Annotated in this window: 17 protein-coding genes and 1 pseudogene; 17 read left to right on the top strand and 1 reads right to left on the bottom strand. The window is 58.6% G+C overall.

Translation table 11 applies throughout. From position 1 onward, the window contains the following. Positions 1-118: 118 nt before the first annotated feature. From ON14_RS06065 to tuf, 13 genes and pseudogenes are all read left to right on the top strand, one after another. On the top strand, positions 119-1498 hold the full coding sequence (locus ON14_RS06065) for a type IV pilus modification PilV family protein (protein ID WP_010203864.1): 1380 nt from the start codon (positions 119-121) through the stop codon (positions 1496-1498). Further along, a complete protein-coding gene (locus ON14_RS06060; protein ID WP_010203863.1) occupies positions 1498-2211 on the top strand; it encodes a pilus assembly FimT family protein in 714 nt (237 codons plus the stop codon). The genes ON14_RS06065 and ON14_RS06060 overlap by 1 nt, the downstream gene beginning before the upstream one ends. Continuing rightward, positions 2208-3974 (top strand): hypothetical protein, encoded by a 1767-nt coding sequence (locus ON14_RS06055; RefSeq protein ID WP_010203858.1) that lies wholly within the window; start codon positions 2208-2210, stop codon positions 3972-3974. The genes ON14_RS06060 and ON14_RS06055 overlap by 4 nt, the downstream gene beginning before the upstream one ends. Next, complete coding sequence (locus ON14_RS06050; RefSeq protein WP_010203856.1) at positions 3971-4774, top strand: prepilin peptidase; 804 nt, start codon at positions 3971-3973, stop codon at positions 4772-4774. Before ON14_RS06055 ends, ON14_RS06050 begins: the two co-directional genes overlap by 4 nt. A gap of 21 nt (positions 4775-4795) precedes the next feature. Beyond that, entirely contained in the window at positions 4796-5836 is a 1041-nt protein-coding gene (gene pilM / locus ON14_RS06045) for a type IV pilus assembly protein PilM (protein ID WP_039741847.1), read from the top strand. Next, a complete protein-coding gene (locus ON14_RS15810; protein WP_158000075.1) occupies positions 5833-5973 on the top strand; it encodes a hypothetical protein in 141 nt (46 codons plus the stop codon). The genes pilM and ON14_RS15810 overlap by 4 nt, the downstream gene beginning before the upstream one ends. 5 nt (positions 5974-5978) lie before the next feature. Beyond that, positions 5979-6587: a hypothetical protein gene (locus tag ON14_RS06040; RefSeq protein WP_010203854.1), complete on the top strand. Its 609-nt coding sequence runs from the start codon at positions 5979-5981 to the stop codon at positions 6585-6587. Continuing rightward, positions 6584-7288, top strand: a complete 705-nt coding sequence (locus tag ON14_RS06035) for a hypothetical protein (protein WP_010203853.1) — start codon at positions 6584-6586, stop codon at positions 7286-7288. The genes ON14_RS06040 and ON14_RS06035 overlap by 4 nt, the downstream gene beginning before the upstream one ends. A gap of 128 nt (positions 7289-7416) precedes the next feature. Then, positions 7417-8298 carry a hypothetical protein gene (locus tag ON14_RS06030; RefSeq protein WP_010203850.1) on the top strand — a complete coding sequence of 294 codons (882 nt, stop codon included), beginning with the start codon at positions 7417-7419 and terminating at the stop codon, positions 8296-8298. Positions 8299-8629: 331 nt separating this feature from the next. Continuing rightward, a pseudogene (gene rpsL, locus ON14_RS06020) lies at positions 8630-9003 on the top strand (30S ribosomal protein S12). Continuing rightward, complete coding sequence (gene rpsG / locus ON14_RS06015) at positions 9003-9473, top strand: 30S ribosomal protein S7 (RefSeq protein WP_010203848.1); 471 nt, start codon at positions 9003-9005, stop codon at positions 9471-9473. The pseudogene rpsL and the gene rpsG overlap by 1 nt, the downstream one beginning before the upstream one ends. Positions 9474-9562: 89 nt before the next feature. Then, positions 9563-11677, top strand: a complete 2115-nt coding sequence (gene fusA, locus ON14_RS06010; protein ID WP_010203847.1) for an elongation factor G — start codon at positions 9563-9565, stop codon at positions 11675-11677. A gap of 109 nt (positions 11678-11786) precedes the next feature. Then, the gene (gene tuf, locus ON14_RS06005; RefSeq protein WP_010203846.1) at positions 11787-12980 is read left to right on the top strand and encodes an elongation factor Tu; all 1194 of its coding nucleotides are present in this window, start codon (positions 11787-11789) and stop codon (positions 12978-12980) included. A 93-nt stretch (positions 12981-13073) separates the two neighbouring features. Here tuf and ON14_RS06000 read toward each other — a convergent pair whose 3' ends face one another. After that, positions 13074-13841, bottom strand: a complete 768-nt coding sequence (locus ON14_RS06000) for an IclR family transcriptional regulator (protein ID WP_010203845.1) — start codon at positions 13839-13841, stop codon at positions 13074-13076. A 79-nt stretch (positions 13842-13920) separates the two neighbouring features. Between ON14_RS06000 and hutH the strand changes: the two genes are divergently transcribed. Genes hutH through hutI form a run of 4 tightly spaced genes read left to right on the top strand, consistent with a single transcriptional unit; the run spans position 13921 to position 19199 of the window. Beyond that, positions 13921-15465 (top strand): histidine ammonia-lyase, encoded by a 1545-nt coding sequence (gene hutH, locus ON14_RS05995; protein ID WP_010203844.1) that lies wholly within the window; start codon positions 13921-13923, stop codon positions 15463-15465. Positions 15466-15524: 59 nt separating this feature from the next. After that, a complete protein-coding gene (gene hutU / locus ON14_RS05990; RefSeq protein ID WP_010203843.1) occupies positions 15525-17174 on the top strand; it encodes a urocanate hydratase in 1650 nt (549 codons plus the stop codon). Next, on the top strand, positions 17161-18018 hold the full coding sequence (locus ON14_RS05985; RefSeq protein ID WP_010203841.1) for an arginase family protein: 858 nt from the start codon (positions 17161-17163) through the stop codon (positions 18016-18018). Before hutU ends, ON14_RS05985 begins: the two co-directional genes overlap by 14 nt. Beyond that, entirely contained in the window at positions 18015-19199 is a 1185-nt protein-coding gene (gene hutI, locus ON14_RS05980; RefSeq protein ID WP_010203838.1) for an imidazolonepropionase, read from the top strand. The genes ON14_RS05985 and hutI overlap by 4 nt, the downstream gene beginning before the upstream one ends. Positions 19200-19203 lie beyond the last annotated feature (4 nt).

Genomic DNA, 19203 nt, shown 5'->3' with positions numbered 1-19203 from the left:
GGGGTGTCGCCAAGCGGCGGCGCCCCGTTTTCACCCCTGAAGAATGATCGCTCCGCCGAGAGAATCCGAATCTCACGCAACACCATAAACCCTGACTACCCGAACGAAAGGGCTCATCATGCACAAGGTTCTACAGCGACTGCGTAGCTCCGACGCAGGAATGAGCCTTCTTGAGGTAGTCGTGGCGATGATGATCTTCGCGATTGTCTCGCTCGCCGTGCTTCAGTCACTGACAACCGTATTGACGGTCACACGAGACAACCGTGCGCGGGTCGTCGCGGCAAACCTCGCGTCTCAAGAAATTGACTTGGCTCGCAGCGCCGAAGATGTCTTCCAGCTGTTCGACGCCACCTATGTCAAAACTCTCAATGGCGATGATTTCACCGTCACGCGCTCTACCGGCTGGGTCGCCGCCGGCAACGAAACCGTAGCGTGCAGCGCAGGCGGTGGCGCGTTGCGGTACAAACGCATCAACGTCGAAGTAACCTGGCCCAACATGCGGCCGGGTACAGAACCTGTGCGCTTCGACACTCTTCTCGCACCGAACAACCGCATCAACGACCCAGCCCTCGGAACCATTCTGGTATCGGTGACGGGCGGTGGCGGAGATGGCATCTCCGGCGTAGCCGTGACCGCTAAACCATCGACGCCTGCAGCAGGCGCCACGACGCCTACAACCACGATTGATAATACAAATGTGCAAGGCTGCACCTTTATTCTCAAAGTGGTTCCGGGAAATTACGACGTAACGGTCGCCCGTTCAGGCTTTATTACCGACGATGGTCAGGTTACTGCGCCAAGCAAGCTTGCAAAAGTCGCCGCTGGTAAATCTGTATCTCTGTCGTTCAATTACGACGAAGCGGCGCATTACCGTCTCAACTACATCGCAGCCACGGCGCCGGAAAAAGTGCAGATTCCCACAAATATGTCAACGACGATGCTCAGCTCGTACGGCACCTTCGTTAGCCCCGTGCCGAACACAAACGCGAACCTAACCCGAAATGTTGATCTCTTTCCGTGGCGTTCCGGATACGAAACGATCGCTGGCACCTACGTGGTGAAGCCGCAGGATCCAGCAAGTCCAGCGAAATATTGTCTGTCGCCGAATCCAGCGTTGTGGCCGGAGGTCACCGTTGGGGTTGTGAAATACAGTTCACCACCCAACGTGTTTACTGCTGCTGTTCCTGGAGGAAATGCCGACGCAGTGGTACCGATGGGCCTCGTAGATGTTTCCGCGTTGGCGGGCTCAACCATTCGAGCGGTTTCTATCGATGCCGTGGCGGGGACCGGAGATCCTGGCTGCGACAAGGGCGATACGTTGGCGTTCAAAAAACTTACTTCGAGCACTACCCACATCGCACTCCCTTACGGAACTTGGAAGATCGAGAAGCAGAGCGGCAGCAGCTGGGGGGCCATCGTCAGCATCCTGTCGCCAATCCTCGGCGGGACCTCGTCGGCTCCGGGAACTGTTCTAGTGGATCCGAGGGTGGCTCCCTAATGAAGAAAATTCGTGCTGCCCTATTTGTTCGCGTTCGTGGCATTCAAGGCGATGAACGCGGTGTGACGCTCGCTGAACTCATCGTCACGATCACTCTGCTGTCGATGATGCTCGCAATGGTGATGACCATCTTTGTTAGCTTCACTAGATCGTTCACGAGTGACCGTTCCGCGTCTACGAACTCGTCATCAGCGACTGTCGCGATGAATGAACTTACACGAGTCATCCGTTCTGGCACTCAGCTCAAGTTGCCGAGCGGCGCACTGAGCCCTGTATTTAGTGAAGCGAAGCCAGAAAAAGTAGTTCTCACGGCATTCTTGGACACGCAGGCGGCGAACCCTAAGCCAGTGAAGGTGATGTTCGAAATTACTGCCGACCGCACCCTGGTAGAAAAGCGTTGGGAAGTTACGGCAGAAAACAAAGGTGTGTATACGTTTAAGTCCGGAACTCCGAGCTCCGAACGCACAATAGTTCGCCAAATCGCCGGTAGCGGAACCCCTGTTTTTGCCTACCTCAAGAGTGTGGACGTGCGCACTCCCGGTGCTCCGACTGAGATTTTGTGGACCGAGGCCGATCCGTTCTCAAAGATCATTGCTGTCACCGTCTCGATGACGGTGCAAACTGACCCCTCGGGCGCTGCGCAAACCGCGACCCTCCAGAACACTGTCGGCATACCCAACCTCGATGTTCCCAGAATTGGATTCAAACCATGATCCGTTTATTGCGTTCCCGACTTGCGGGTGACCGCGGTGTAGCTCTTCCGATGGTTATCGGGATTACTGTCGTTCTTGGACTGCTCGTCACAACTGCGGTGACCTATGCTACAGGCGGGTTCCGCCAGTCGGCGTCGACCGAGGAGTGGTCGGCATCGCTAGCAGCGGCCTATGCGGGAGTCGAGGATTACCAAAGCAGGCTCTCGGAAGATACCTCATATATGCAGTACGGTAACCCTGCCGCTGCCTTCAGCGTTTCGACCGGGAGCAGTGTAAAACTCCCGGCTGTGGCACAAAAGAACGATGCCTTCAACGTGCAGGTCAATGAGGCCTGGCAGCCAGTGCCAGAAGGCAAGGGAGATTCGTTCTTCCGCTATGAGGTGGACAACTCAAAATATGCCGGGAGTGGTAACGTGCGTATTCGTTCCACTGGCAAGGTCGGGGGCGAAACACGTTCGATAGTGGCGGATTTGCACCAGGACGGTTTCATCGATTTTCTCTACTTCACTGATTATGAGATGCAGGATCCTTCGTACACGGGCGTTGCGGCTAGTTGTGTGAAGCACTGGTGGGCAGGCCGCGACAAGATTAGCGGAAATTGCGGCGAGATCGCTTTCGGCGGCGACGACGTGATCAACGGCCCAGCGCACTCCAACGACACGATTCGTATCTGCAACGCAACGTTCATGGACACATTGACTACGTCGTACACGCCGGTAGCGCCTAAAACGCTTCGCTACACGCCTGAGCAGTCATACGGTGCCAGCTGCACCGGTCAAAAATTCGGCGACAACACTGGCCCTATTTTCAAGGAATACATTGGGATGCCAGCCACGAACTCCGAACATCTCCGAGAGACCCGTACTGATCTGAAGTCGGATGGTGTCCCCCTGCCGGGATGCTTGTACACGGGGCCGACCCAGATTATTTTGCAGTCTGATGGGAAGATTTCGGTGAAGTCCCCGTGGACTAAGAAGACGCGGATCAAGGGTTCACCCGCCTCCGGGTATGAGAATAACTCTGAATGCGGTACCGCGTCTCAGCTGGCGACAGGATCGCCGTTTACATTGCCAGCGAAGAATGTTATCTACGTGCAAAACGTTCCTACGGTAAAGACCGATCCCAACTATTGGGCATCCGATAAAACCCCGACTGGGCTGTCCTGCGTTGGCCAAGATGGCGGAAAGGGTAACGGTCTCGGATACCCTCTGAAAGATGAGTACGGGGCTTCAAGCTCTTACGGTTGCCGTGATGGTGACCTCTTCGTGAAGGGCACGCTCAAGGGTCAGACGACATTGTCCGCAGAGCACTATGTCTACGTCATTGGTGACATCAAATACAACGACCCTGAAGCCGACATGCTCGGCTTGGTCGGTAACGACGCGGTTTGGGTGTGGAATCCCGTGAAGTACTCCTACTCGTCCTGGTATGGCTGGAGGCTGGGCCCCATCAACGACAGCAGCGGCGACAAAGAGCGTCGAATCGATGCCGCGATTCTGTCTGTCTCCCACACTTTCCTTGTGCAGAATCCTGCACACGCTCCGGCGAATGCGGTTCTTACCGTGAATGGCGCAATTGCGCAGAAGTTCCGTGGGATTGTGTCGAGCAACGGTGGCGGGTATTCGAAGAACTATGTTTATGACGCGCGACTCAAGTACACCGCACCGCCCAAGTTCTTGTCGCCAGTGACGACGACCTATGGAGTTGACGTGTGGATTGAAGTGGAACCGGCCTACAACGCTGCTGGTGCCCCGACGTCATGACGGCAACTACTCTTGCGATCGTCTTTGCGGGCCTTCTTGGCTTAGCAGTGGGATCCTTCCTCAACGTTGTCGTGTGGCGCCTGCCGCTCGGGGGAAAACTCTCTTCACCTCCGAGCGCATGCCCTCGCTGTGACCATGCGATCCGTGCCTACGACAATATTCCCGTCATCAGCTGGCTTATCTTGCGGGGCAAATGCCGTGACTGCGGAGAGCCAATTTCAGCGCGCTATCCTCTCGTGGAAGCAGCAACGGCGCTGGCGTTCAGCGGTATCGCTGCCGCAGTGGGCGCTGAGACGTCCATGGTGTGGGCGCTTCCTGCCTTCCTTTATTTCGCAGCAATTTCGATCGCTCTGACGTTGATTGACCTCGACACCCAGACATTGCCGAATAAGATCGTGCTTCCTTCGCTGGTTGTTGGCCTCGTCTTGCTAGCTATCGCGAGTGCGGGAACGGGAAATTGGGCGGCGTTGTTTGGTGCAGTACTCGGAGCGCTCGCGTTATTCGCGTTCTATTTCATCGTCGCGATTGTGTCGCCACGGGGGATGGGGATGGGCGATGTGAAACTCTCGGCGGTCGTCGGGCTTTATCTCGGTTGGCTGGGCTGGGGAACGCTCGCAGTCGGAGCCTTTGCAGCGTTTTTGCTTGGAGGGGTTTTTGCAATTGCACTCTTGGTTGTGAAAAAGGCAGGTCGCCGCTCGGCGATTCCTTTCGGACCGTGGATGATCGCCGGTGCCTGGTTGGGCATAGCGTTAGGCGCACAAATTTGGAACGGATATCTGGTGGCTGTCGGTCTTAGTTGATCGTCGTCTGGGGGGGGAAATATGGGAAAAAAACTAATAGGGCTGGACATCGGCTCCACAGCGATACGTGCTGTGGAAGTGGATGGTCCAAACCAACAACGTCCAACGATTCTTCGATTTGGAGAAGTTCCGTTGCCGGAGGGGGCAGTTCGTGCCGGGGAAGTCATCGACTCCGCAACTGTTACCGCCGCAATCCGCAAGCTCTGGTCAGCGACCGGATTCAAGACGCGGGACGTAGTTCTAGGCGTCGGCAACTCAAAAGTGCTCGCGCGCGACATCACAGTTCCGCGGCTTCCTCTCAATCAGGTGCGCGAGTCGCTTCCTTTTCAGGTCCAAGACCTCTTGCCTGTCCCAGCGACGGATGCCCTGCTCGATTTCTATCCGGCGAGCGAAGTTGACGGCGAGATGGGGGCTATGCTCCAGGGAATGCTTGTCGCCGCGATCAAGGCGCCACTTCTCGTTAACGTGAACGCAACGTCTGCGGCATCCGTTCAGCCAGTCAACGTTGACCTTTCTGCCTTCGCCCTAACGCGTTTGTTCGCGGGGCCGGTGTCGGCTGGGGAAACAACTCTGTTGGTTCACATCGGTGCCGCAACCACCACGCTCGTTGCACTCGAGGGTCACGTTCCGCACTTCATTCGATTTTTGCCGAATGGGGGGGCTGACATTACCAAGGGAATCTCTCAGCGACTCGATATTTCGGCACGAGACGCGGAAGCGATTAAGCGTTCGGTTGGCGTCGTTGCAGCCCGCGCCACCCCCGAGCAACGCCCAGCTCTCGAAGTGTCGTTTGAACTTGTCAACGAAACGTTGTTGGCAATCCGAGCGACGATTCAGTATTTCCAGAACGCTCGCAATAACCGCGCGATCGATCGCATCGTGATGAGCGGGGGCGGTTCGCGTCTTCTTGGGCTGGTTGAGACTGTTGGCGAGTTTACCAAGGTGCCAACGACACAACCCGATCCATTCTCGCTCGCAACGGTGGCTCGCGGTTTGCGAGGCACGGGAGAAGCTCAAGACATGTCCGTGGCGCTTGGTTTGGTAACGGGGGTATCCGTATGAGTGACAAGAAGCCTGCAGCTCGGCGCGAGATAAGGGTGGCGGTCGCGTACCTGCCGATCGTGAACTTGCTGCCGCCCGAATTGGCCAGCGAAAAGCTGCTGCCCGTGCACGAACACGAGCAATTTTCGTTGCACTGATAGCGATGGGGGTGGCTATCCTCGTGGCCGTAGGAGCGAATATTTATTCCTTGCAACGTGAGGCCGCACTCGACGACGCGCGCGCACGAACGCTGTCGTTGACCGCCGATCAGGGCGAATACAACGACGTGCGCTCGGCAAATCAACTCTTGATCTCGACCGAAGCCGCCAGAGTGTTTGCTTATTCGACCGAAGTATCGGTCAAGGGCTTGATCGATGGCCTCAACTCAAAGCTCAGCAGCGGTATGTCGATAACTGACTACAGTTTCGATACGGCGAACCCACTTCAGGTATTCGCGCCGTCGGTCTCTTCGCTCGACGCGGAGTCGATAGCGTCATTCTCTCTCGAAGTAATAGCTGGTTCAGTCGCTGAGATAGATGCTTGGGTGCGCGAGCTGCCCAGCGTTGACGGCGTAGTACAAGCAACTCTCATATCGACCAAGAGCGATGACGGAAGTTCTTTTAGCGGAACGGTCATCGTTCGCGTTGGTGAGACGGCACTACTTCACCGTTTTGACGGCGTAGTTGAGGAGGCCGAACCGGCGGACGAATCAGCGCCCACTAACTCTCCGGAGCCTACCTCCGGCACCGATGATGAGGAGAACGGCTCATGACAATGACACGTCTGTGGAATGTAATCGGTGTGGTCGGCGTGGTGCTCATCCTGCTGTTGGGGTACGCCGTTGGTGTATCGCCGGCGCTCGCCTCCGCTTCCACATCGGATGACGACCTCATGTCGGTTGAAGCGCAAAATCAGGTGAAAGAGGCTGAGCTTGCCGTGTTGAAGGCTCTTGCGGAAGATTCGGATCAGCTTTTCGCGGATCTCGCGAAGGCTCAGCTCGCGATACCGGGAACGCAAGAGTCTTCGGAATTTGCCAGCCAAATCAGCAGCTTGGCCGCATCTGCCGGGGTTGAGCTAACTGAGCTGACCTATTCGGAAGTTGCTGAGGCTCTGGCGCCGGAATTTGAAGGCGCGGCAGCTCCCGCGACAGAAGGCGAAACCGAGGAATCTGCCGCGTCTGACGAACCCGCAGCGCCGGTGGAAACGCCGACGAGCTCCACGCAAGTGCAGACGGTGCCTGGGCTGGTGTCGGTCGGGGTGTCCATTAAAGTTAAGGGATCCTTGGCTGAAGTCATCGAGTTCATTAACAATGTCCAACTGCATCAGCGAGCGTTCTCGGTTAGCTCCGCGGCAGTACGGCTCGGCGGGGATACGGGAGAGTATGAGCTTGGCATTGAGGGCGCTGTCTACGCCCTCGCCTCAAGCGGTGCCCCAATCGCGTCATCAGGTGAATCGAGCGGAGTCGCTAACTAGATTCGCCATGCTGCGCCCTGAGTGCGCGAAGAACGCCACGATGCATGCTGTCGTGGCGTTCTTCTCATTTCTGGGAACTGCCTCAGTAGACTAGGCTCATCAGTCGCTGGCATTAGGAGGCATCAGTCATGACCGATCCATCTGTAGAGCGTGGTTCTTTCGATCAGAACCACGACAACATTGAGGATGCTGTAGTCGTCGACGAGACGGCCACCGACGACGGCGCTGCTCCTGCAGCCGCGCCTCTCGTAGAGCCCGTGGCGGGCTCCTCGCCGCCTCTGCCCCCGGCTGACAGCGATTCCGTCGCGGCCGACCAGGCCCCCAGCGAGCCGGTCTATGACGACGCAACGATCGAGGCTGAAGCGGAACCGCTTGCTGAGCCAGTGGTCGAATACGAGCCGGAGATCGTCACAGAGTCAGAAGCTACCGCTACCGGTGCGACCAGCGCTTCGGCATCCGGTGAGCCTCGCGTGGTTTATGTCACAGCGCCTACGCCGCCAAAGGCCGCCGGCAACCGAGGCTTCGGTATCTTTTTTGCGTTGCTGTCGACGTTGATCTTTGCGGTCCTCTTCGCTGTCGCGGTGCTCATCATCAACGCTGTGCAGTCCGGCCGCACAGATTTCTCGTTCATTCAGGCGCCGGCGTTCTACGTGCCCGTCGCTTTCTTCGCTCTTGGCGCTATTGTTATCGCGCTCATTGTGAACCGAGCAGGCTGGGCAGCACACGTCTTTTCGAGCATCATCGTCGGGCTAGTGGTGTATTTCGGTACTGTCGGTGTGCTCCTTTTGGCCAACGGCATCGTCGAAAATACGCCCGAGCAGGCCCAAGGTTTGTTCGCTTTCGCACTGATTGACCCGCGCGTTATTGCCGCAGCTCTTATCGCTCGTGAGGTGGCACTGTGGAGCGGCGCGCCTGTAGCAAAGCGCGGCCGAAAGGTCATCGAACGCAACCGCGAATCCCGCACACAGTGGGAAGCCGAGCTCGCTGAGAAATCTGCAGCTCAGCACTAGTCACGATTACGCCGCCACCAGTGAGTTTCGCTTGCTGCGTGTGCGCTGTGACCATTTGACCCCGGCCGGTCCGGGGGCTATTCTTTCTGAGGTGTGCGCTTTGTCGTGCGCTTGAACCGTGCCATCGGCCAAACCGCTACTGCGGGGTTCTTGCGTGAGTCACTTCACACCACAGGGTTCAGTCTTCTGGCTGACCCCCACGGCATATCCGCAAACCAACCGATCAGTTCGGTTAGGGCGTGGGTCCAGATGAACTCGAAATTCTGCGAAGAGCTTCGAATGCTAACCATCATGACGCTGTCACCGTGCAGCAAAATCAAGGAGTAATTTAGTGCCCACCATTCAGCAGTTGGTGCGTAAGGGACGCTCGCCGAAGGTCGTCAAGACCAAGGCTCCCGCCCTTAAGTCCAACCCGCAGCAGCGCGGCGTTTGCACGCGTGTCTACACAACGACTCCGAAGAAGCCGAACTCGGCTCTTCGCAAGGTTGCTCGTGTCAAGCTTTCCAACGGTACCGAGGTCACGGCCTACATTCCCGAGAAGGTCACAACCTTCAAGAGCACTCGATGGTGCTCATCCGTGGTGGTCGTGTAAAGGACCTCCCCGGTGTTCGCTACAAGATCGTTCGTGGAGCGCTCGACACCCAGGCCGTAAAGAACCGTAAGCAGGCTCGTAGCCTCTACGGCGCGAAGAAGGATAAGAAGTAATGCCTCGTAAAGGACCAGCACCAAAGCGTCCCGTAGTCGCGGATCCCGTTTACGGCGCCCCCATTGTCAGCCAGCTTGTCAACAAGATCCTTCTTGATGGCAAGAAGGGCCTTGCTGAGCGCATCGTTTACGGCGCACTCGCAGGCGTAACCGAGAAGACCGGCCAAGACGCCGTTGTCACTCTCAAGAAGGCACTCGACAACGTGCGCCCGACCCTTGAGGTCAAGTCGCGTCGTGTCGGTGGCTCGACCTACCAGGTTCCTGTTGAGGTCAAGTCGCACCGTGCAAACACTCTCGCATTGCGTTGGCTCACGAGCTACGCAAAGGGTCGTCGTGAAAAGACGATGACTGAGCGTCTCACCAACGAGATTTTGGATGCATCAAATGGACTTGGCGCCGCTGTAAAGCGTCGTGAAGACACCCACAAGATGGCCGAATCTAACAAGGCATTCGCTCACTACCGCTGGTAGTAGCTGCTCGTAGTGAAGCGAGTCAGGCTCTGTCTGACTCGCTTCACTATTGAGTTCCATTCTTTTCAACCAAACTTTCGGAGGAACCTGTGGCACAGGACGTGCTCACCGACCTGACTAAGGTCCGCAACATTGGCATCATGGCTCACATCGATGCTGGCAAGACCACAACGACTGAGCGCATCCTTTACTACACGGGTGTAAACCACAAAATTGGTGAAACTCACGACGGTGCGTCGACTACTGACTGGATGGAGCAGGAGCAAGAGCGTGGCATCACGATCACGTCTGCTGCTGTCACCTGTTTCTGGAACAAAAACCAGATCAACATCATCGACACCCCCGGCCACGTTGACTTCACAGTTGAGGTGGAGCGTTCGCTCCGCGTACTCGACGGTGCTGTCGCTGTGTTCGACGGTAAAGAGGGTGTGGAGCCACAGTCGGAGACTGTTTGGCGCCAGGCCGACAAGTACGACGTTCCCCGCATCTGCTTCGTCAACAAGATGGACAAGATGGGCGCGGACTTCTACTACACGGTAGACACCATCGTGAAGCGCCTCGGCGCTCGCCCCCTCGTTCTGCAGCTCCCGATCGGACTTGAGTCCGCCTTCGAGGGTGTAGTTGACTTGGTAGAGATGCGCGCACTCACGTGGCGCGGAGACTCAAAGGGTGACGTCGAGATGGGCTCCAAGTACGCCATCGAAGAGATCCCCGAAGACCTCAAAGAGAAGGCTGCGGAATACCGCACCGCTCTGCTTGAAGTTGTTGCTGAGACTGATGACGCCATCATGGAGCGCTACTTCGCCGGCGAAGAGATCAGCGTTGCTGAGATCAAAGCTGCGATTCGTAAGCTCACGGTAAACAGCGAGATCTACCCCGTTCTCTGTGGTTCTGCATTCAAGAACCGTGGCGTTCAGCCGATGCTCGATGCTGTTATCGATTACCTCCCGTCGCCGCTTGACGTGCCTCCCATGGAAGCAACTGACCCGCGCGATGAAGAGAAGATCATCATCCGCAAGCCTGATGCGTCAGAGCCGTTCGCTGCTCTCGCGTTCAAGGTTGCGGTTCACCCCTTCTTTGGTCGCCTTACCTACATTCGCGTGTACTCGGGTCGACTCGATTCCGGTGGGGCCGTAGCTAACTCCACTAAGGGCAAGAAGGAGCGCATCGGCAAGATCTTCCAGATGGCTGCCAACAAGGAAATCCCTGTCGACAGCGTTACCGCCGGTCACATCTACGCGGTAATCGGTCTCAAGGACACCACGACGGGTGACACTCTGTGTGATCTGAACAACCAGGTTGTTCTTGAGTCGATGACGTTCCCTGAGCCCGTTATTGAGGTAGCGATCGAGCCGAAGACGAAGGCTGACCAAGAAAAGCTTGGTCTTGCTATTCAGAAGCTCGCTGAAGAAGACCCCACGTTCCGTACCGAACAGAACCAGGAAACTGGCCAGACGGTTATCAAGGGAATGGGTGAACTTCACCTCGACATCCTCGTGGACCGCATGAAGCGCGAATTCAACGTTGAAGCCAACGTTGGTAAGCCGCAGGTTGCGTACCGCGAAACGATCCGTCGCATTGTGGACAAGCACGACTACACCCACAAGAAGCAGACAGGTGGATCGGGTCAGTTCGCAAAGGTCCAGATCTCGCTCGAGCCGATGGAAGTTACTGGCGACAAGGTTTACGAATTCGTGAACAAGGTCACCGGTGGCCGTATTCCTCGTGAATACATCGGATCGATCGACCAGGGCTTCCAGGCGTCAATGGGTGTCGGAGTCCTCGCAGGATTCCCGATGGTCGGCGTCAAGGGAATCATCCTCGATGGTGCTGCTCACGATGTTGACTCGTCAGAAATGGCGTTCAAGATTGCTGGCACGATGGCATTCAAAGAGGCAGCGCGCAAGGCTGACCCAGTTCTCCTCGAGCCGCTCATGGCGGTCGAGGTTCGTACTCCCGAGGAGTACATGGGAGACGTCATCGGTGACCTAAACAGTCGCCGCGGACAGATCCAGTCCATGGAGGACGCGACCGGCGTAAAGGTTGTTCGCGCCCACGTACCGCTGTCGGAAATGTTTGGTTATGTCGGTGACTTGAGGTCCAAGACTTCAGGTCGCGCGGTGTACTCGATGACGTTCGACAGTTACTCTGAGGTTCCCCGTGCGGTAGCTGACGAGATTATTCAAAAGAACAAGGGCGAGTAATCGCCGCACTACCAGCGCGCAACTAACATAGATACACACCAACTTGCGAAACATTCGGCCGTGAAAAGTCGTCGGATGCGAAGCAACCGAGTCCTGAGGAGGACCTACAGTGGCTAAGGCCAAGTTCGAGCGGACCAAGCCGCACGTAAACATCGGAACCATCGGTCACGTTGACCACGGAAAGACCACACTCACCGCAGCGATCTCGAAGGTTCTTGCAGACAAGTTCCCTTCGGCAACTAACGTTCAGCGTGACTTTGCGACAATTGACTCTGCTCCGGAAGAACGCCAGCGCGGAATTACGATCAACATCTCGCACGTTGAGTACGAGACCCCGAAGCGTCACTACGCACACGTAGACGCCCCGGGCCACGCTGACTACATCAAGAACATGATCACTGGTGCAGCTCAGATGGACGGTGCAATCCTCGTGGTTGCAGCGACCGACGGTCCCATGGCTCAGACGCGCGAGCACGTGCTTCTGGCCAAGCAGGTTGGCGTGCCGTACCTGATGGTTGCACTCAACAAGTCCGACATGGTTGATGACGAAGAGATCCTTGAGCTCGTTGAGCTCGAGGTTCGCGAACTTCTCTCCAGCCAGGGATTCGATGGCGACAACGTTCCTGTTGTTCGCGTATCGGGCCTCAAGGCGCTTGAGGGCGACGAGAAGTGGACCCAGTCCATCCTCGACCTCATGGATGCTGTTGACGAGAACGTTCCTGACCCCATCCGCGACAAGGACAAGCCGTTCTTGATGCCGGTTGAAGACGTCTTCACGATCACTGGTCGTGGAACCGTTGTTACGGGCCGCGCCGAGCGTGGAACTCTCGCCATCAACTCTGACGTTGAGATTGTTGGAATCCGTCCGACCCAGAAGACCACGGTCACTGGTATCGAGATGTTCCACAAGCAGCTCGACGAAGCATGGGCCGGCGAGAACTGTGGTCTGCTTCTTCGTGGAACCAAGCGTGAAGATGTTGAGCGTGGACAGGTTGTTGTTAAGCCTGGTTCCGTTACTCCTCACACGAACTTCGAGGGAACCGCATACATCCTGTCAAAGGATGAGGGTGGGCGTCACAACCCGTTCTACGCGAACTACCGCCCGCAGTTCTACTTCCGCACCACCGACGTCACCGGCGTCATCACGTTGCCTGAGGGCACCGAGATGGTTATGCCTGGCGACACCACTGACATGACCGTTGAGCTTATTCAGCCCATCGCCATGGAAGAGGGCCTCGGCTTCGCCATCCGTGAGGGTGGACGTACCGTAGGTGCCGGTAAGGTAACCAAGGTTCTGGCGTAACTCCAGCACTAGTTAGTACAGCAGGGCCGCACCTTCGGGTGCGGCCCTGCTGTCGTTGTGGCCGGGAAGTAGCTGTTTCCCGAGTCGAACAAATTACACAGCACGGCCCGTAAGGCGAGAGGTGAGCGCGCGCGCAGCGGCCACGGTTGCTGCACCGAGTTCCTCCCAGTGCTCGCCGACGGCATCCGTTCTGAAGGTCAGCCCGATGGCTGCCGAGGGGTAGCCGTTGCGGTCGAAGGATGCGGCCCCGACGGACGCATAGTCTGCCGTGACGTCGCCAATCTCGATTGCCCAGCCACGCTCGCGCGTGGTGGTGAGAAGCTGAGTGAGTTCGGTGAGAGTCTGCGGGCCGGCGGTTTGGCGACGAGTGAGTGCGTTGCGTGACGGATAGATCGCCCGCACTTGTGGAGCAGTGAGTTGCGCCAACATCGCACGCCCGGTTGCCGTGAGGTGGGCGGGCAACCGAACGCCGACCGCTGACACCGTCGTGGGGGCTCGGCTGCCTTGTACTCGCCCCGCATAACTGACTTCTGCCCCGCTGAGTACGGCGAGGTGTGCCACGACCGGGATTGGTGCTTCACCGGCCAGGCTGTGCATGAGGGATGTTGCGAGTTGCGAAAGTCGTTCACTGCGGAGTGCTGAGGAGCCGATTTCGGCCACGAGGGCGCTGAGCCCGTAGGTTTGGTCTTCGGGGTAGTGCACCACAAAGCCTTCCTCGATCATGACGGCCAGCAATTGATAGACGGATGATCGAGGCAGCTCAAGTTCGCGTGCGAGGCTCGATGCGCGAACGGGCCCGGGGCGCGATGCGAGGTGCTTGAGCACTGCCATGGTGTTGCGAGCGGCCGGAATCTCAGGCACGGGGCTCCTGTCTGGTATTTCAGACACCATATCCCGAAAGGCTCTCGCGTCGGAAGCCCAATACGCGTTCACTGGGAGCATGAATCTTGCCCCCGTCACGGCCGTCACAATCGGCGTTGGTCCGTTGAGCATCGCAAACGTTGTCGCGGTTGCGCGCCACAGTGCACCCGTGAAACTTGACCCCGGAGCCCTTGAGGCGATTGCCACATCGCGAGCCGTGATCGACGCGCTCGCCCACGATGTGCGGCCTCACTACGGAGTGTCGACTGGCTTCGGTGCCCTGGCAACGAAGCACATTGCGCCCGAACAGCGGGTGCAGCTTCAGCGGTCGCTCGTGCGCAGCCATGCCGCCAGCTCCGGCGCCGAGATTGATGCAGAAGTCGTTCGGGCCACCATGCTGCTGCGCCTGTCAACGATGGCCACCGGCCGCACCGGCGTGCGCCCAATCGTCGCCGAAACCTATGCAGCGTTGCTGAACGCCGGCATCACCCCCATCGTGGGCGAATACGGCAGCCTCGGGTGCTCCGGCGATCTCGCACCGCTCGCCCATTGCGCGCTAGCGGCCATGGGCGAAGGCGACGTTCGCGTCGCCGGAGAATTGCTGCCAGCATCCGCAGCGCTTCGAGCAGCAGGGATTGCGCCGGTCGTTCTTCACGAGAAGGAGGGCCTCGCTCTGATCAATGGCACCGATGGGATGCTCGGCATGCTGTCGCTGGCGATCACTGATCTTCGGGCACTTCTGACTACCGCCGATCTTGCTGCAGCCCTCAGCGTTGAAGGGCTTGCTGGCACTGACCGGGTTTTCGCGGACGACCTGCAGCAGCTTCGGCCCCATCCCGGTCAGTCCCGCTCTGCCGCGAACATGCGCGCCGTCCTCGCAGGTTCTGGCACCATTGCGGCGCACGCCAGCAACGGCTTCACCCGGGTGCAGGACGCCTACTCCCTTCGCTGTGCACCTCAAGTGCACGGTGCCGCCCGCGACACTGTTGAGCACACCACGATGGTCGCTCAGCGCGAACTCGCCAGTGCGATCGACAATCCCGTCGTTACGCTCGATGGCCGTCTTGAGTCCAACGGAAACTTCCACGGTGCGCCCGTTGGGTACGCGCTCGATTTTCTCGCAATTGTGAGCGCGGATGTCGCCAGCATGAGTGAACGCCGCACCGACCGCTTTCTCGACAGCAACCGAAACGGTGGGCTCAACGCTTTTCTCGCCGGCGACCCCGGAGTCGACTCCGGCCACATGATCGCCCAGTACACGCAGGCGGGAATTGTCAGTGAGCTTAAGCGGCTGGCGGCCCCAGCATCCGTCGATTCGATTCCGACGAGCGCGATGCAGGAGGATCACGTGTCGATGGGGTGGAGCGCGGGGCTCAAACTCCGGCGCAGCATCGATGGGCTCTCCCGGGTGCTGGCAATCGAACTTCTGACGGCAGCGCGGGGGATCGAAATGCGAGGAGAATCACCGTCGCCAGTATCCGCTGCTGTGATCAATTCCCTCCGCGAGCGGGTACCCGGCGCAGGGCCCGACCGCTACCTAGCACCCGACATTGCCGCGAGTGTCGACCTTGTTCAGTCTGGCGCTCTGCTTGCCGCAGCTCGCTCCGTCACTGACCTGACTTAGGGACTGACCTGCGTTAGCAACTGACCGTCACCGACCATCATTTTTCACTAGGAGCACTGATGATTACCGCACACAGGGGAAGCACCCTCAACACTCTGGGCTGGCAGCAGGAGGGTGCGCTGCGCATGTTGCAAAATAATCTCGATCCTGAGGTTGCCGAGCATCCAGAAGATCTCGTTGTTTATGGTGGCACGGGCAAAGCCGCCCGCGACTGGCCGAGCTACCACGCCATTGTTCGCTCGCTCACCACGCTCAAGGGCGATGAGACCCTGCTGGTTCAGTCGGGCAAGCCAGTCGGCGTCATGCAGACCCACGAGTGGGCACCTCGAGTGTTGCTCGCCAACTCGAACCTGGTCGGAGATTGGGCTAACTGGGATGAGTTCCGTCGCCTCGAGCAGCTCGGCCTCACCATGTATGGCCAGATGACGGCCGGGTCATGGATCTACATCGGCACTCAGGGCATCCTGCAGGGCACTTACGAAACTTTTGCTGCCGTCGCGGCGAAGCGTTTCGGGGGAACCTTGGCCGGCACCATTACCCTCACGGCTGGCCTCGGAGGCATGGGAGGCGCCCAACCGCTCGCCGTAACCATGAACGACGGTGTTGCAATTTGTGTCGATGTGGATCAGAGTCGCATCACGCGTCGTATCGATCACGGCTATTTGGATGTCGAGGCGAAGAATCTGGGTCACGCCGTTGAGCTCGCGGTGGCGGCGCGCGAAGCAAAGAAGGCCCTCTCGATTGGCGTCCTGGGCAATGCTGCCGCGGCAATCCCTGAGTTGCTCGCGATGGGGGCACCCATCGATATCGTCACGGACCAGACAAGTGCCCATGACCCACTGGCGTACCTTCCGCTTGGAGTCGATTTCGATGATTGGGAGTCGGCTCGTCGTGATCCGGGTTTCGCTCAGCGCTCGCGCGAATCTATGGCGATCCACGTTGAGGGCATGGTCGGGTTCCAGCGGCAGGGTGCCGAGGTGTTCGACTACGGCAACAACTTGCGCACTGAGGCGCTCGCGGCAGGCTATGCAGATGCGTTTGCGTTCCCGGGGTTCGTGCCGGCGTACATCCGCCCGCTGTTTGCCGAGGGCAAGGGGCCGTTCCGCTGGGCCGCTCTCAGCGGCGATCCGAACGATATCCACAAGACTGACAAGGCAATTCTTAACCTCTTTCCCGAGAACGAGTCGCTGGCCCGCTGGATCAAGCTTGCTGGCGAACGGGTGCACTTTCAAGGGCTACCGGCGCGCATTTGCTGGCTCGGTTACGGTGAGCGCGACAAAGCTGGTCTCCTCTTTAACGAGATGGTGGCGTCGGGGGAGCTGGCGGCACCGCTGGCGATCGGCCGCGACCACCTTGATAGTGGTTCGGTCGCGTCGCCGTATCGCGAAACTGAGGCTATGAAAGATGGGTCGGACGCGATTGCTGACTGGCCGCTGTTGAACGCTCTGGTTAATACGTCCTCAGGGGCGACGTGGGTGTCGATCCATCACGGCGGGGGTGTCGGCATCGGGCGTTCGATTCATGCCGGTCAGGTCACGGTTGCTGATGGTACTGAGCTGGCGGCGCAGAAGCTTGAGCGGGTGTTGACGAATGATCCGGGGATGGGCGTGATTCGCCACGTCGATGCTGGTTACGATGAGGCCATTGCGGTCGCCGAGAACTTGGGTGTGCGCATCCCGATGACGGAAGGTGACAATGCTCAACTCTGATCCTCTCTGGCCGCGTGCGGGGGACTGGCCTGCTCCGGTCGGCGATGAGTGGGCGGATGTCGCGCTGATTGGTATGCCGACGTCGCGCACGTCTCTGTCGCCAACGCAAGCCCACACGACGCCGAATGCGGTGCGGGAGATGTTGCGGCGCTATGCCGCGCTGACTGACTTGCGCATTGTGGACGCTGGCAACGTTCGTGAACCTGATTTACACGAGCACAGCGCGATCGAGGCGGTTGCGGCGTTGCGCGCTGATCTGGTGGTGGCGTTGGGCGGTGACAACGCTGCGACGGTGCCGACGGCGTTGGGTCGTTGGGGTGACGCGGTGGGTTCGGCAGGGTTGATTACGCTGGATGCGCACTATGACTTGCGCGATGGCGTCACTAATGGTTCTCCCGTTCGACGGCTTCTCGAGGCTGGTCTCGATGGGCGTCGTGTGGTGCAGATTGGCATCGAGCCTTTGGCCAATTCGTTGGCGTATGCGCAGCGTGCGCGTGATGCTGGCATTACGGTCATCACGCGAGACGACTTGCGCACGCGGCCGATGGACGACGTCATGGCGCAAGCGTTAGAGATTGCGGGTTCCGGGGGCGGCCCTATCCATGTCGATCTTGATGTGGATGTCTGCGACCGCTCGGTGACCCCGGCGTGCCCGGCGTCAGTTCCTGGCGGTATTTCGGCCTTCGAGCTTCGCGTTGCCGCGCGTCTTGCTGGAGCGCATTCTTCGGTGTCGTCAATTGATCTGGTTGAGGTGGATGCCGCGTCTGATTCTGCGGATGAACGTACTGTTCGTTTGGTGGCGCTGTGCGTTCTCGAGGCGATTTCGGGAGCTGCGCTGCGATGAAGAGCGCGGCTCAGGCAAGCACGGTGATCGACAACATCGGCCTCTTGCTGACGCATGACGTTGAGCGCCCAGAGTTGAGCGATGCCGCGATCGTTTTTGAGGGCGGTCGTGTTGTCTGGTGGGGTTCGTCTGCCGATGCGCCGACTGCCGATACGCGAGTGGATGCCCAGGGCCGTTGTGTGCTTCCTGGTTTCGTTGATAGCCACAGTCATGTGGTGTTCGCGGGCGATCGGTCTGATGAGTTTGAGGCGCGGATGGCAGGCGAGAGTTACGAGGCTGGCGGAATTCGTCGCACTGTTGCGCTTTCGCGCGCGGCGAGCGACGAACAGCTCCTAGACAATGCGACTGCGCTGGTTGCCGAGATGCGGCGGCAGGGTACAACAACGGTCGAGATCAAGAGCGGTTATGGCTTGACGGCTCACGATGAGGCACGGATGCTGCGTTTGGCGTCGACGTTGACGGCAGAGACTACGTTCTTGGGCGCTCACGTTGTCCCGGCGGAGTTTGTTGATGACCGTGCGGCGTACGTTCGCCTTGTCATGGGGGAGATGCTTGACGCGTGTGCTCCTTATTCACGCTGGATCGATGTCTTTTGCGATAACGGTGCCTTCACAGTGGAGGAGTCGAGGGCGATCATCACTGCGGGGCAGGCTCGTGGGCTTGGCGCCCGTCTTCACGGCGCGCAGTTGGCGGAGTCTGGGGCCGTGCAGCTTGCGGTTGACCTTGGCGCTGCGAGTGTCGACCATTGCACGTATCTCAGCGATGCCGATGTGGACGCGCTCGCCGGCAGTAGCACGGTGGCTGGTGTGCTGCCAGGGGTCGAGTTTTCTACGAAACATCCGTTCGTGGATGGACGGCGCCTGCTCGACGCTGGCGTGACGGTCGCTCTGGCCAGCGATTGCAATCCCGGCTCTAGTTTCACGTCGTCTCTCCCGTTTTGCATCGCTCTGGCGGTGCGAGAGATGGGGATGACAACTCTTGAGGCCGTGACGGCGGCGACCTGGGGTGGGGCCCGATCTTTGCGCCTCGATGACGTGGGACATTTGCGGGTTGGCGCTCGAGCAAATGCTCAAATTATTGATGCCCCGAACTACCGCCATTTGGCCTATCGGCCGGGTGTTCCCTTAGTGGAAAGCGTATTCGTGGATGGCGTGCGAGACGTTGTGAAGCACTCTCACTAAACAC

Origin of the sequence: Salinibacterium sp. PAMC 21357, assembly GCF_000247645.1 — a bacterium.
Classification (GTDB): Bacteria; Actinomycetota; Actinomycetes; order Actinomycetales; family Microbacteriaceae; genus Rhodoglobus.
Note: the sequence above shows the minus strand (reverse complement) of the source record. Positions and strands in the feature narration are given on the sequence as shown.